The 16,753-nt window shown below is 40.9% G+C and carries 3 protein-coding genes; 2 read left to right on the forward strand and 1 reads right to left on the reverse strand.

Going from position 1 to position 16,753, the window contains the following annotated elements; all coding sequences use genetic code 11:
• Positions 1–107: 107 nt before the first annotated feature.
• Positions 108–833 (reverse strand): alanine--tRNA ligase-related protein, encoded by a 726-nt coding sequence (locus ACX27_RS12215; protein ID WP_062292584.1) that lies wholly within the window; start codon positions 831–833, stop codon positions 108–110.
• 651 nt (positions 834–1,484) lie between these two features.
• Between ACX27_RS12215 and ACX27_RS12220 the strand changes: the two genes are divergently transcribed.
• Together ACX27_RS12220 and ACX27_RS12225 are read left to right on the forward strand one after the other, a co-directional pair.
• Complete coding sequence (locus tag ACX27_RS12220) at positions 1,485–5,693, forward strand: SDR family NAD(P)-dependent oxidoreductase (protein WP_062292587.1); 4,209 nt, start codon at positions 1,485–1,487, stop codon at positions 5,691–5,693.
• 1 nt (position 5,694) lies between these two features.
• Positions 5,695–16,752 (forward strand): non-ribosomal peptide synthetase, encoded by an 11,058-nt coding sequence (locus tag ACX27_RS12225; protein ID WP_235526606.1) that lies wholly within the window; start codon positions 5,695–5,697, stop codon positions 16,750–16,752.
• Position 16,753: the final 1 nt, after the last annotated feature.

Here is a 16,753-nt window from a genome sequence, read left to right on the forward strand (position 1 = left end):
AGACTGAAACACTGCGCTACATCAAATAAGTTATGTCATTATTGTTGGAGTATGATTTCAGAAATTAACAACAAGGCGTAATTGTTCTAAACAAAGGAAATATGAAATTACTCAAATTTATAGCTAATTTTGAGATTTCCTTTTTGACGTTTGGCTTTAGTAATTATTACACCTTTTAATTCATTAAGTGATTTTAAATGAGTTCCTCCACATGGAGTTGGATGAAGATTGCCAATTGTCACAACTCTCAAAGGTTTCCCAGGAGGTAAATTACTGGGTATATTAGACCAACGCGCTGCTAATTCTTCTGGTGTAATTAGTGAAGCTTCTACACTAGTAACTTGATTTAAAGCTGCACTAATTTTTGTATTCACTTCAGCAATAAATGTTTCGGAATTTTCAAATGAGGGGCTTCCTTGAAACTCTACATAGGAACCATCGGGAAAATGATACCCTTTAAATGCAATTAGATTTTGATCAAGGGATTCGACGATAGTGTACATAAGATGTCCAGCCGTATGAGCCTTAGCATTTTGTATCCGACGGGCTTCATCAACATATAAAGTTACCTCTTCACCTTTTTCTAAAGATACAGATGAAAAGTCTCCATAATGACGAACATCCCCATCTACAAAACTTACGAAAGTGATAGGAATTTTAATTCCTTTAGCTTCAATAGTGCCTACGTCTGAAGGCTGACCACCACCTTGCGGATAAAATATAGTGCTATCTAATACACAATAATTACCCCGTTCATCATTGGCAATATACTCAACATGAGCCTTATCAGTAAATTTATAAGTATCTTCAAGATAAGCAAGTACTGTGGACATAAATCTCTCAATTTGAGTTTGATGATGGTTATTTCAAAGAATATAATAAACTACGAAAAATTAATTTTTCAGTGATTTGATAATATTACATTTAATAGACCGCAAAATTATATAATTTTTTGTCATTGGTGTAGCGATCGCACAATTGATGGGAGTTTAACGAAATCTGTGTAACAGTAAGGGCTTGTGGGCGTAAGCCCTCACCCAATTTATTATGTCTTATACCAATTCAATAAAAGAATGCGACAAATGTATAAGTTGGGTTAAACGAATTTAAACCCATCATATACAAAGTTTTGATTTTTTTGGGTTTGGAGGTGTGACTAAGCAAAATCTTTACATCCCTATACCCAGTTTCAACGGCTAATATTTGTATGTAAATCCTAATTTTATAAATGTTCTTTCCATACTCTTAACTGTCTTAACTGTCTTAACTGTCTTATTAAATAGGTTAAATGTCTTAACTGTCCATCTAACCTAAGTTAATTATCTTCTTAACTGTCTTAACTACTATTGCATTTTATTGATAAAGCTGAGATCATCTATCTGCTGGATAAAATTAAAAAACAATAAATAAATCAATATAATAATTTAAAACTAAAAACAATTTAATTTATGAACAAAAATAATCTAATAAGGATATAAAAGCTAATGCAGTTAAATAATCATAGTCAAATTTTAGCAACTTCAAATAATAAGATTTTGACGAATCAAAAAGTAGAAGTTGCTATTCGGTCGAGTTTGACTGTAGATGATTGTGTAGTAAGAGAAAGACAAACCCAAACGCGAAAACAGGAAATAGTAGCCTATATAGTTCCATCAAATGTATTCGCACCTGAACAATTGTTGTCTCACCTGCAAACAATTCTGCCTAGCGAATTAATACCCACAGCATTCGTACCAATATCCACCATACCCATAACAGATACAGGTTTGGTAGATGAAGAAACTCTAGCCAACTTAGAAGTTATTGACTCTGACTTAGTGCGCCTCATAGAAGGGCAATTAGAGTCATTGTCCGAAATTGAACGTGTTGCGGTGGTTGCCGAACCAAGAGTTACAAGTATTCCTCCTGTGCATTTGGAGGATTTGCTAGGTGATATACAGATTACTTCTACAAATAGCCAACAAGAGGTAGAAGCCACTACACCTAGTCAGAAGATAGAAAAGAATCCGTTCCCATCAAAGAAGTTAGCTATTAGTCATGGCGAAGCACTACAATGCTCCGAAGATGCTCCCAAAACTTTAGCCCAAGTATTGCAACGAGCTGCTAAAACTTCAACTAAAGGTATTATTTACATTCAATCTGATGGTAGTGAGAGAGTTCAATCTTATCGCCAATTATGGCAGGATGCTCAAAGAATTTTAGCTGGATTAAGAAAGCTAGGACTCCAGCCACAAGATAAAGTAATTTTTCAACTAGAAGATAATCAAGATTTCCTGAGCGGTTTTTGGGCTTGCATGCTAGGGGGCTTTGTTCCTGTACCAGTATCTATTGCCCCAACATACGAACTAGGCAATAGTACCGCCAGTAAATTACAAAATACTTGGCAGATGTTGGGGAAACCCCTAGTACTTACAAGTGTTTCTTTATCTTTGAATATTGATAGTTTTTTCAAGCTGTTAAACTTACAAAACTTTCAAATTGCAACTGTTAAAAAGTTGCGTGAGTGCGAACCAGATTTGCAATTACATCAAAGTCAGCCAGAAGATTTAGCGATTTTGCTTTTGACCTCTGGAAGCACTGGAATACCCAAGTGTGTGATGCTTAATCATCACAATATATTGAGTATGACAACTGGCTTAATTTTAATGAGTCATTTCTCAAGCGAAGAAAGCGTTTTAAACTGGATGCCTTTGGATCATGTCGGTGCATTGGTATCTCTAAGTATTATGGCTGTGAGTTTAGGTTGCCAACAAATCCATGTACCAACTGACTTGATTGTGCAGAATTCATTCAAGTGGCTAGATTTAATTGACAATCATCAAGCAACGATTAGTTGGGCCCCTAACTTTGCCTTTTCTCTGATTTGCGATGCCTTTGGCGACCTGCGGAATCGCGCTTCTGATATTAAGAAAAAACACTGGGATTTATCATCAATGCGTTTTATTATCAACGCAGGAGAACCCATTGTTACTAAGATAGCCAGGAGTTTTTTAAAGCTGCTTCGCCCTTATGGTTTGCCAACCGATGCAATTCATCCAGCCTTTGGAATGAGCGAAACTTCTTCTGGTATTACTTACTCTGACAGCTTTGCTCTAGAAACTTCATCGGATGATAGTTTATTTGTCGAATTAGGTTTACCAATTGCTGGTGCTTGGTTGCGGATTGTTGATGAAAATGAACAGGTAGTTACAGAAGGTACAATCGGTCGTTTACAAGTAAAAGGTGCATCTGTTACCAGTGGTTACTATCAAAATCTCCAAGCAAACCAAGAAGTTTTCACCACCGATGGTTGGTTTAATACAGGAGATTTAGGATTTCTCAATCAAGGGCGTTTAACGATTACTGGAAGGCAAAAAGATGTCATTATCATCAATGGACTCAATTACTACTGTCACGAAATCGAGGCCGCCGTTGAAGAACTCGAAGGAGTAGAAGTTTCCTATACAGCTGCTTGTGCAGTCAGACAAGCAGGAATTAATATAGATAAACTAGCCATATTCTTCAATACTGCTGTTGCTGATGATGCCAGTTTAGTTACTCTGCTTAAGGAAATTCGGACTGCTGTTGTCAACAAAGTAGGGATAAATCCAGATTATTTAATTCCAGTAAATAAAGAAATTATTCCAAAAACTGCGATTGGGAAAATTCAGCGATCGCAACTCAGCCAACGCTTCAATTCAGGCGAGTTCAAATCAATCATTAAACCCATTGATATCTTACTTGGTAACAGTAATACCATTCCCAACTGGTTTTACCGTCAAGTATGGCAACCTAAATCTTCCATTGCTTTTAATTCTAATCTAAATGTTACTAATTCCACTTTAGTGTTTCTAGATTCTTGCGGATTGGGTCAATATTTATGTCAAATATTGTCCGAAAATAACCTGCCATACATAACTGTTTCACCCAGAGAAGATTTCCGCAAAATCAATCGTTCACATTACACGATTACCCCAGGACAAGCCAAAGATTACCAACTATTATTAGAATCCCTAGCAGCAGATAATATTATCATTGGGCAGATTCTACATTTATGGACTTATGAACAGTATATTGGCGAAGTCAAAAGCAGTGATGCTCTTGAACAAGCACAAGAACATGGGATATACAGTTTATTGTTCTTGACTCAAGCTTTAGCCAAAGTTCAGGGTGCTAATCATGGGGTTCAATTACTATTTATTTCTTCTAATACTCAGTCTATCTCTGTAGATGATTCCATAGCTTACGAGAAATCAGCAGTATTAGGGCTACTGAAAACGATTCCTCAAGAATTACCTTGGTTGAACTGTCGCCACATTGATTTGCCCGTCGCTAAAGTGGAAACAAACGGAGCTTTTATTTTACAAGAGATACAAGTTTCTTCTAAGGAACGAGAGGTAGCTTATAGAAATGGGCAGCGTTTTATTCCTCGTTTAGAACAAGTTGATTTTACAAGCCAACCTAAATCCTCAATTAGCTTCAAACAAGGTGGAACTTATTTAATCACTGGAGGACTGGGTGGTATTGGGATTGAGATTGCGCGATATTTACTGCAACATCACCAAGCTAAATTACTGTTAGTTGGCAGAACTCCTCTAACTCTAGAAAAAAGCATAAAAATCTATCAAGAATTAGAGCCTTTGGGAGGAGAAGTAATTTACGAAGCTGTTGATATTTGTGATTTACAACATCTGCAAATAATAGTTGCAGAAGTACAAAGCAAATGGGGTAAAAATCTGGATGGAATACTTCATTTAGCTGGTGCTTTTCATGAGCAACTTGTAGTTGATGAAACCCAAGAAAGCTTAATATCTATACTGTATCCCAAGGTTTTGGGATCATGGACGCTGCATCAATTAATCAAAGACAATCACGGCAGTATTTTTATTAACTTTTCTTCAGCACACGGTTTTTTTGGTAGCACGGCTGTGGGTGCTTATGCTGCTGCTAATAGTTTTTTGGACTGCTTTTCTCATTACCAAAATACCCACAGTGAATTAGCAAGTTATTGTTTCAGTTGGAGTATGTGGGATGATACAGGGATGAGTCAAGGATATCAGATGAAAAATCTGATCCGCGCTAAAGGTTTCTATATCATGTCTTCCTCTCAAGCAATATCTTCAATGCTGACTGGCTTACAACATCAGCAAACAAATCTATTGATAGGTTTGGATGGTAGTAACCAAAACATTCAACGTTGGCAATCTCAATTCTTTAACTTACAGAAGTTAACAGCTTATTTCACTGCCAGTAATAACGAGGTTAAATTACTAGATTTGCAAGTACAAGACCGCTTTGGTACTTCTTGCACTTGCAACTTAGTACAACTGAACGAAATGCCTTGTCTGGAAAATGGCGAAATTGACCGCACCAGCCTAATGAGGAAAATTAACTCTCAGGAAATTAAGGAAAGAATAGAACCACGCAACGAGATAGAGTACAAAATTGCTCAATGTTGGCAGCAAGTTCTGAAAGTGCCACTTTTAGGCATTTATGATAACTTTTTCGAGTTAGGAGGAAATTCCTTGCTAGCTGGTCAAGTAATTGCGCGGTTACGCGAAGATTTCTCTCTAGAACTGTCTCTTCAGCGTTTGTTTCAAACGCCTACTATTGCTGGTTTAGCTCAAGCTATTGAAGCAATTCAAATATTAACTCAAAACAAAAATACTTTTATTAAAACTCTCGAACAAGAATACGAAGAGGATTATTTATAAAATGTCAGTATTGGAATTTTTATCTTTATTAAATACTTTAGATATCAAAATTTGGATTGAAGAGAATCAGTTACGCTATCGCGCTCCTAAAGGAGCAATGACAGCAGAAATAAAGCAGGAACTTCAGGAACGAAAAACAGAAATCTTGGCTTTTCTGCAAGAAGCTCAAACAGCTACACAATTAACTTTTGTCCCTCTAGTTCCAGTTTCTAGAGATAAAGATTTGCCTTTATCTTTTGCCCAGCAGAGGATATGGTTTCTTTATCAATTGGATGGAGAAAGCTCATTTTACAATGAAAGTTTCCAACTGCGAATTGTTGGTAAGCTCTCTGTCACAGCTTTAGAACAGAGTATCAACGAAATTATTCGTCGTCATGAAGTCTTACGGACTAACTTTCCTACAGTAGAAGGTGTCCCCACTCAGGTTATCAGACCTAATTTGACTATCACCATACCTGTGATAGATGTGCAGGACTTAACAGAAGCTTCAGTAAAACAGATAGTCACTCAGGAAGTTAGCCAGCCCTTTGACTTGGAGACAGATCCTTTAGTTAGAGTCACTCTACTGCGACAAGAACCAGAATCTCATTTGTTGATATTAACCATGCACCACATCATTATGGATGGTTGGTCAATGGGGATATTCTTTAAAGAATTAGCAGCACTCTATCCAGCTTTTACACAAGGAAAAGCGAGTCCCTTACCAGAGTTAACGATACAATATGCTGATTTTGCTCTCTGGCAACGCCAATGGTTAACTCAAGAGGTTCAAGAAAAACAACTTAATTACTGGAAACAACAGTTAGCAGGCGCACCGCCTTTGTTGGAGTTACCAACAGATTCTCCTCGTCCTCCAGAGCAGACTTTCGCTGGTGCTACCACCGAATTTCACATTGATGCAGATTTAACCTCTCAACTGGTAGCCTTCAGCCAAAAGTCAGGTGTTACTTTGTTTATGACCCTGCTGACAGCTTTTGCTGTTTTCCTGCATCGTTACAGTGGTCAGGATGACCTTTGTATTGGTTCTCCTTTTGCTAACCGCGATCGCCAACAAACTAATCCACTAATTGGCTTTTTTGTCAATACCTTGGTGCTGCGTACTCAGGTTGTAGGAAATCCTACCTTCTCCCAGTTACTCGAAAAAGTCCGTTCTGTAGTCTGGGATGCCCATGCCAACCAGGACATCCCATTTGAGCAGGTGGTAGAAGCACTACAGCCGGAACGTTCTCTTGGCTATAACCCTCTGTTTCAGGTGTTGTTTGTTCTCGAAAATTTCTCCCTCGATACTTTAGAGTTACCTGGCGTTAGTCTGACCCCAGAGATGGTAAAGCGTGGTACGTCTAAGTTTGATTTAAGCCTCTCGATGTGGCAGACACAACAGGGATTAATTGGGTCGTGGGAATATAACAGCGATTTGTTTGCGACAGAGACAATTGCAAGGATGATAAGTCATTTTCAGACTTTGTTAGCAGCAATAGTTACAGACCCTCATCAGAAAGTTGGGGAATTACCTTTATTAACCCCCTCAGAACGACATCACTTGTTAGTCGAGTGGAATGATACTCAAGTAGACTATCCTGTTGATAAGTGCATCCATCAGTTATTTGAGGAGCAGGTTGAGAAAACCCCTGATGCTGTGGCTGTGGTGTTTGAGAATCAAAAACTTACTTATCATCAATTGAATTGTCGTGCTAACCAGTTAGCTCATTACTTGCGCTCATTGGGTGTAAAACCAGATGTGTTGGTGGGTATTTGTGTAGAGCGTTCCTTAGACATGGCGATCGCTCTACTTGGTATTCTGAAAGCTGGTGGTGCATACCTACCGCTTGACTCAGAGTATCCCCAAGACCGCTTGAGCTTCATGTTAGAAGATTCTCAAGTTTCGATACTGTTGACTCAGGAGCGACTTCTTGACAGACTCCCGCAGCATCAAGCACAGCTTATCTGTTTAGATGGAGTCTGGGAACAAATTTCTCAAAACAGTCAAGATAACCCAGCCAGTGGAGTCACAGCTTTTAATTTAGCTAATCTTATTTATACTTCCGGTTCAACAGGTAGACCGAAAGGTGTCATGGTTGAGCATAAAGGATTCTGCAACCTAGCTCAAGCTCAAATTGAAACTTTTGGCGTACATTGTGATAGTCGCGTTCTTCAGTTTGCCTCCTTTAGTTTTGATGCTTGTATATCAGAAATTTTGATGGCTTTGGGGTCTGGTGCAACGCTTTACTTGGGAACGAAAGATTCTCTGATGCCAGGGAAGCAATTACTTGATCAATTACGCAATTATGGCATTACCCATATCACCCTACCACCATCGGCGTTAGCAGTAATGCCAGTGGAAGAACTGCCAGCACTGCAAACAATCATTGTCGCTGGAGAAGCTTGTCCTGCGGAATTAATCAAGCAATGGTCTGTGGGGAGAAATTTCTTCAACGCCTACGGCCCAACAGAAGCTAGTGTTTGTGCCACGATCGCTAAATGCAATGACAATGAGAAAATAACTATTGGTAAAGCGATCGCTAACGTCCAAGTCTACATTTTAGACGAGTATTTGCAACCCGTACCTGTGGGTGTACCAGGAGAATTACACATTGGCGGTATTGGGTTAGCCAGAGGCTACCTCAACCGTCCCGAACTAACTCAGGAAAAATTCATCAAAAATCCCCTTGGTGCGGGTCGTCTCTACAAAACCGGGGACTTAGGACGTTATTTAGCAAATGGTAATATCGAATACTTAGGACGGATTGATAATCAAGTAAAAATTCGGGGCTTCCGCATTGAATTGGGAGAAATCGAAGCTGCACTGAGCCAACATGAAAGTGTGCAGATATGTTCTGTCATTGCCCGTGAAGATAATCCCGGTGAGAAACGCCTAGTCGCCTACGTAGTCGGAAAACAGCATTCACCTACAATCAGCCAGTTGAGAGCGTTCCTCTCTAGCCAACTGCCACAATACATGATACCTCATGCTTTTGTGATGCTAGAGTCTTTACCTCTGACTCCCAACGGCAAAGTAGACCGTCGCGCTTTGCCAGCACCAGACTCTCGTGAGGGACTAGAAGTAAGTTTTGTCGCCCCACGCAATCAGACTGAAGAAATATTAACGCAGATATGGGCAGAAGTGCTGAGAGTCAAACAAGTAGGTATTTACGATAACTTCTTTGAACTCGGTGGAGATTCCATTCTCAGTATCCAAATTCTGGCAAAAGCCAAGCAAGCAGGGCTGCAACTGACTCTCAAGCAATTATTTGCACATCAGGCGATCGCACAGTTAGCAGCAGTAGCAGGTACAATAAAGGCGATCGAGGTCAAACAAGAATTAGCCACAGGCACATTACCTCTAACCCCCATTCAACATTGGTTCTTTGAGCAAAATCTCTCCCAGTTGCATCACTTCAATCAAGCATTTTTGCTCTCAGTACCATCTGACCTCAAGTTAGAGCTATTGGAGCAAGCCTTCAAGCAATTGCTAGTACATCACGATGCTCTGCGCTTACGTTTTAAACAGTCTAACTCTACTTGGCAGCAAATTTACTCTGCACCCAATGATAGCGTTGCTTTCTCTTACATAGACTTATCGGCACTTCCCGAAAGTGAACAACAAGCTGCCATTGAAGCTCAAGGGAATTTATCACAGGCGAGTTTAAATCTCTTAGAAAATCTAGTGCAAGTCGCCTTTTTCTATCTAGGTATTGACAAAAGAGCGCGATTACTCATCATTATCCACCACTTAGCAGTTGATGGTGTTTCTTGGCGGATTTTATTAGAAGATTTGCAAACAGCTTACCAGCAACTTGCTCAAGGCAAAGCCATTGCCCTTCCTGCTAAAACAACTTCTTTCCAAGATTGGTCTTTTAAACTAACCGAATATGCACAATCACAAGCCCTCAAATCGGAAGTGGCTTATTGGCTGAATGAATCTCGCGCCGCAGTTCCACCCATCCCAGTTGACTATATAAAAGGGGCAAACACTGTTGCCGCAGCTAACACAATATTATTGTCTTTAAGTGAGGCTGAAACTCATGCTTTACTGCACGATGTACCAAAAGCTTACAACACTCAGATTAACGATGTACTACTGACTGCCTTGGCGTTGGTTTTGAGCAGATGGACTAACTCTGAGAGTGTGCTGTTCAACTTAGAAGGTCATGGACGGGAAGATATTGTTGATGGTGTAGATGTATCACGTACCGTCGGTTGGTTTACAACTATCTTCCCTGTAGTTGTAGAACTCCGAGCAACAGACAATCCAGCAGATACTTTAAAATCTGTCAAAGAACAACTGCGGGCTATTCCCAATAAAGGAATTGGTTACTGCTTATTGCGCTATCTAAGTCAAGATACAGAAATTGCTACCCAACTACAGGCACTACCGCAAGGCCAAATCAGTTTTAACTATTTGGGTCAATTTGATCAACTTGTTAATACAACTTCTTGGATGCAGCCAGCTACCGAGTCGGCGGGGAAAATGCACGGTTTACAGAACAACCGCGCTTATCTGCTAGAGATTGACAGTATTATTGCTGGAGAACAGCTGCGAATAGAGTGGACTTACAGCACAAATCTCCACCAGCACACCACAATCGAAAATCTGGCACAAGAATTTGTCAAGACATTGCAGAGCCTCATTGCTCATTGTTCCTCACCGGAGAGTGGCGGTTACACACCTTCAGATTTTCCGTTAGTCAAGCTCAAACAGGCTGAACTAGACCAAATTTTGATAGGTTTAGGTAAAACTAATTGGCGAAATATTGAAGATATTTACCCACTCGCGCCGATGCAAGAGGGGTTGTTGTTTGAGAGTTTGTACAATCCTGAGAATCAGGTATATTTTGAACAGTTGATTTATACCTTGAGTGGTCAGTTGAACCTACTAGCCTTTGAGCAAGCTTGGCAGCAAGTGGTAGCACGACATTCAATTTTGCGGACTGCTTTTATTTGGGAGCAATTAGACCAACCACTGCAAGTAGTGTATCGACAAGTTGATGTTAAAGTACATATTTATGATTGGCAGCAGCTATCTGTACAAGAGCAACAGCAAAAATTAGAATTTTTATTGCAGTCCCAGCGACAACAGGGTTTCCAACTTTCGCAAGCACCATTGATGCACCTCAGCCTCATTCAATTAGGTGCAGATAGTTATCAATTTGTTTGGAATTTCCATCACTTATTGCTTGATGGTTGGTCAGGGCCTTTGATTTTCAAAGACCTGTTGTATTTTTATCAAGCAATTTCTCAAGGTGAAACTAAGACGCTTCAACCAGCCCAAAGCTACCGCAACTATATTGCTTGGTTACAGCAACAAGATTTAGCCCAAGCTAAAAAGTTTTGGAGACAAAAACTCCAAGGTTTCACCGCACCTACTCCTTTAATAGTTGATAAAGCATCGTCAAAGCGCAAACAGTTAGATTCTAGTTACAGCGAACAAAAAATCCAACTGACACCAGAAGCGACAGCCGCGCTACAGACTTTTGCGCGACAGCATCAACTGACGATGAATAATTTGGTGCAAGGAACTTGGGCATTACTGCTGTGTCGCTACAGTCAAGAAACAAATGTAGTTTTTGGTGCTACTGTGTCCTGTCGTCCGTCATCTTTGATTAGTGTAGAGTCGATGGTGGGACTATTTATCAACACCTTGCCAGTGCGAGTTCAGGTTGCTGCTGAGACTGAAGTGTTGGCGTTGTTGAAGGATTTGCAGGCACAACAAATTGAGTCTGAGCAATATTCATATAGCTCATTGGTAGATATTCAAGGTCTGAGTGATGTCCCTAGAGGAACACCTTTGTTTGAGAGTCTTGTTGTCTTCGATAATTATCCAGTTGATGAGGCAGGGCAGGAAAAAAATTATGGTTTTTCGATAGACAATTTTCACGCCATTGAGCAAACTAATTATCCTCTAACAGTCATGGTGATTCCTGGTCAGGAAATGCTGGTGAGGATTAGCTATGATACTAGCCGATTTGATGATGCTGCGATCGCTCTAATTTTAGAACATTTCCAAACATTGCTCTGTGGAATTGTTGCCCACCCCAAACAGCGAATTTCCCAATTGCCACTGCTAACGCCAGGGGAGCAGCAGTTATTAGATAAATGGAATGATACTCAGGTAGACTATCCCCACCATAAATGTATCCATCAGTTGTTTGAGGAGCAGGTACAGCGTACACCCAATGCTGTAGCTGTGGAGTTTGGGAATCAACAACTGACCTATTATGAGTTGAATTGTCGTGCTAACTCTTTGGCGCACTACCTCAAGTCTTTGGGCGTAAAACCCGATGTGTTGGTGGGTATTTGTGTTGAGCGTTCTATAGAAATGGTTGTCGGACTGTTAGGTATTCTGAAAGCTGGTGGTGCATATCTGCCACTTGACCCAGAGTATCCTACAGAGCGTTTGGCTTTCATGTTAGAAGATGCTCAAGTTTCAGTGTTGCTAACTCAGCAATCACTCCTGGCCAGACTGCCCCAGCATCAAGCACAGCTTGTCTGTTTGGATACTGACGCTCAAGTGATTTCCCAGGCGAGCCAGGACAATCTCATCTCTGGTGTACAAGCCAATGACTTGGCTTATGTAATTTATACCTCTGGCTCTACAGGTAAACCGAAGGGAGTGGCGATGACTCAACTTCCCTTGTGCAACCTGATGCTGTGGCAACTGCAAAATACAAAACTTTCTAGTGGGACAAAAACGCTACAATTTGCTCCCATCAGCTTTGATGTGTCCTTTCAAGAAATGTTCTCCACTTGGTTTTCTGGAGGCACATTGCTGTTGATTACAGAGGAATTGCGCCGTGATGCCTTAGCTTTATTAGGATTTCTGCAAGAAAAAGGTGTGGAGAGACTTTTTGTTCCCTTTGTCGCCTTACAGCAACTAGCTGAAGTAGCCGTTGGTAGTGAAAAATTTGCTAGTCATCTTCGAGAAATCATTACTGCTGGCGAACAGTTGCAGATTACTCCTGCGATTTCTCAATGGTTCAGCAAACTAGGCGATTGTACTCTGCACAATCATTATGGGCCATCAGAAAGTCATGTGGTCGTCACTTTTACCCTGCCTAACACCGTAGAGACATGGCCGCTACTGCCTGCGATTGGAAAGCCAGTTGCCAATACACAGATTCATATCTTAGATAAAAATTTACAGCCTGTCCCCGTCAGTGTACCTGGAGAGTTGTACATCGGTGGTGTTGCGTTGGCTAGAGGCTACCTCAACCGTCCAGAGTTAACACAGGAAAGATTTATCAATAATCCGTTTGAGAAGGCAGAAGGCAGGGGGCAGAAGGCAGAAGGGAGTAGATTATATAAAACTGGGGACTTAGCTCGCTATTTACCAGATGGCAATATTGAATACTTAGGGCGCATTGACTCACAAGTAAAAATACGTGGTTTCCGTATTGAATTGGGTGAGGTGGAAGCAGCACTGAGCCAGTATGAAAATGTGGAGGGGTGTTGTGTCATTGCCCGTGAAGATACCCCTGGAGATAAACGCTTAGTTGCATATTTGGTAGCACATCAGGACTGTACACCCACAGTTAACGAACTGCGGCAATTCTTGAAAGCCAAGTTGCCAGAGTACATGGTTCCTAGTGCTTTTGTGATTATGGAGTCCTTACCACTAACTCCTAGCGGTAAAGTAGACCGCCGTGCTTTACCTGCACCGGATTTACTAAGCACTAACTCAGATCAATATGTCGCTCCACGCACCCCAATTGAAGAACTGTTAGTGCAAATTTGGGCGCAAGTCTTGAAAGTAGAGCAAGTAGGTATTAATGATAACTTCTTTGAACTGGGGGGACACTCACTACTAGCAACACAATTGGTTTCCCGCATCCGCAACATTTTCAATGTAGAACTACCATTGTATGAGTTGTTTACTGCCCCTACAGTTGCCGAATTAGCCCAGATAATTGGCCAGTTACAGCAACACAGTATAAAACTCTCTGCACCGCCTATCTTCAGGAGAGCAGAAAATTCAGACTTACCAATGTCTTTTGCTCAACAGCGTTTGTGGTTCTTAGACCAATTCGAGTCGAACAGTGTCTTATACAATATACCTACTGCTTTGCGTCTAGTAGGGAAACTCCAGATTGCAGCGTTAGAACAAAGCTTACAAGAAATTACTCATCGCCACGAAGCTTTACGTACCAATTTCATCACTGTTGATGGAAAACCAACACAAATTATTGGGGAACAGGAAACAGGTTATGGGGAACGGGGAATACTATCAATTGTTGATTTGCAAAATTTATCGACAATTGAGCAGGAAAGAACCGTAGAGGAATTAGCGCAAAAACAAATTATTGAACGATTTGACCTGGCAAAAGAAGCATTAATTAGAGTGACATTACTATTACTGAACGAGACAGAACAAGTCTTGTTAGTGTGTATGCACCATATTGTCTCTGATGGTTGGTCAATGGGTGTTTTTGTCCAAGAACTCACACAACTATATAATGCTTATTCTCAAGGTCAACCGTCACCTTTAGCACCACTGTCGATTCAGTACGCAGATTTTGCGATTTGGCAAAGAAACTGGTTGCAAGGGGTGGTACTAGAAAGCCAACTGAGTTACTGGCAACAGCAACTAAAAGATGCACCTGATGTATTGTCATTACCAACTGACCGACCAAGACATGCTGTGCAGACTGTGGCTGGCGCACATCATGAGTTTGCATTGTCAGTTGAGTTAACTGATAAATTGGTAAAACTGAGCCAGGAGCAAGGTGTCACCTTATTTATGACGCTTTTGGCAGCATACAATACCTTGCTTTACCGCTACACAGGACAATCAGATATTTTGGTGGGTTCTCCTATTGCTAACCGCGATCGCTCTGAAATAGAAGGGTTAATTGGCTTTTTTGTCAATACCTTAGTAATGCGTACTAACGTTGCAGGTAATCCGCGCTTTAGTGAATTACTCTTTCGTGTGCGAGAAATGGCTCTCGGAGCTTATGCTCATCAACACTTACCGTTTGAAATGCTGGTGGAAGCATTACAACCAGAACGGGATTTATCCCATACACCACTGTTCCAAGTAATGTTTAACCTGCAAAATGCACCTGTGTCTGAGTTGGATTTAAACGGGTTAACTGTTAGTTCAGTACCACTCAAAAGTGTGACAGCTGCATTTGATATGACCTTATTCATGCAGAACACTCCTAACGGACTGGTGGGAGTGTGGGAGTACAACACTGATTTGTTTGACCACAGCACCATCGAACGGATGATTGGTCATTTTGTGACTTTGCTGGAAGCAGTTGTCGCTAATCCCCAAGAGCGAATTGATCAATTGCCAATACTAACAGCAGTTGAGCGACAAAAGTTACTGGTTGAGTGGAATGATACTCAGGCTGATTATCCTGGGGATAAATGTCTGCATCAATTATTTGAGCAGCAGGCAGAACTGACACCCGATGCTGTAGCAGTGGTGTTTGATAAACAACAACTAACTTATCAAGAGTTAAACATCCAAGCGAATCAATTAGCACATTATCTACAATCTCTAGGTGTGGGGCCAGAGGTTTTGGTCGGGATTTATTTAGAGCGTTCTTTATCTATGACTGTGGCATTGTTAGCCGTCCTCAAAGCCGGTGGCGGTTACGTTCCTCTAGACATAGATTATCCCCAGCAGCGATTAGCTTATATATCAGAAGACTCGCAAATTTCTGTGCTGATTACACAGGATAAATTACTCAATTCCTTGTCAGTTGAAGGCGTGAAAGTCATTGTCTTAGACAAAGAGTTTGAAATACTCAATTCTCAAGATCAAGAAAATTCGGTGACTCAAGTACAATCCGAAAACTTGGCTTGTGTATTGTATACTTCTGGGTCTACTGGCAAACCCAAAGGCGTGATGTTGACTCATGCAGCTTTGGTTAATCATTGTAGTGCCATTAGTGAAGCATTTGGTTTGACAAGTAGCGATGCCTACGGCGGGCAAAGCCAACGCGTTTTACAATTTGCCGCTTTTGGCTTTGATGTCGCAGTAGAAGAAATCTTCCCCACTTGGTTTAAAGGTGGAACAGTAGTATTAAGACCAGCGCAAATGTTTTCTTCCTTTGCCAGTTTTTCCCAATTTATTGAACAACAAAAGTTGAGTGTCTTGACTCTCACTCCAGCCTACTGGCATGAATGGATGGTAGCAGTATCTCAATCCTATGCCACCGTGCCGCAAAGTCTACGCTTATTAACTGTGGGTGGGGATACAGTTCTGCCAGAAACAGTGACAATGTGGCAGCAATTGGTAGGCGAACGTGTCACTTGTCTCAATGCTTACGGCCCCACCGAAGCATCAGTTACAGCCGTAGTCTATGATGTACAGAATTTTCAATTAGAAAAAACCAATACAGTTCCCATCGGTCGTCCTGTCGCTAATACAGCAATTTACATCCTCGACAGTAATCTCCAACCAGTACCGATTGGAGTTAAAGGCGAATTATACATCGGTGGTGTGCGTTTAGCACGGGGTTATCTCAACCGTCCTGAGTTGACAGAAGACAAATTTATTCTCAACCCCTTTCAAAGAGGCAGGGAGCAGGGGAAAAATTCATCAGCACTCAGCACTCAGCACTCAGCACTTTTATATAAAACAGGGGATTTAGCACGTTATCTTCCCGACGGTAACATCGAGTTTATCGGTCGAATTGATGATGTAGTGAAAATCCGAGGTTTTCGCGTTGCACTTGGGGAAATTGAAAGTCTATTGGTTCAACATCCTGATGTCATTACCCAGGCGGTAATGCTAAGAGAAGACCAACCAGGTCATAAGCAGTTAGTTGCATATATTGTCTCTAGTAACCCAGCTTTAGACCAAAATGACTTACAAAGCTTCTTGAAACAAAAGCTGCCAAACTACATGATCCCAACAGCTTTCGTGATGCTGGAGACTTTGCCACTCAATGCTAATGGAAAAGTTGACCGTCGCGCACTACCCGCTCCACAGCAAGACATTGACCTAAGCAACTTTGTTTTACCCCATACGCCAACACAAAAACTAATAGCAGATATTTGGAGCAGTGTTTTAGGAACAATACAGCTAGGCATTCACAACAACTTTTTTTGAT

It is taken from the genome of Nostoc piscinale CENA21 (assembly GCF_001298445.1).
Taxonomy (GTDB): domain Bacteria; phylum Cyanobacteriota; class Cyanobacteriia; order Cyanobacteriales; family Nostocaceae; genus Nostoc_B; species Nostoc_B piscinale_A.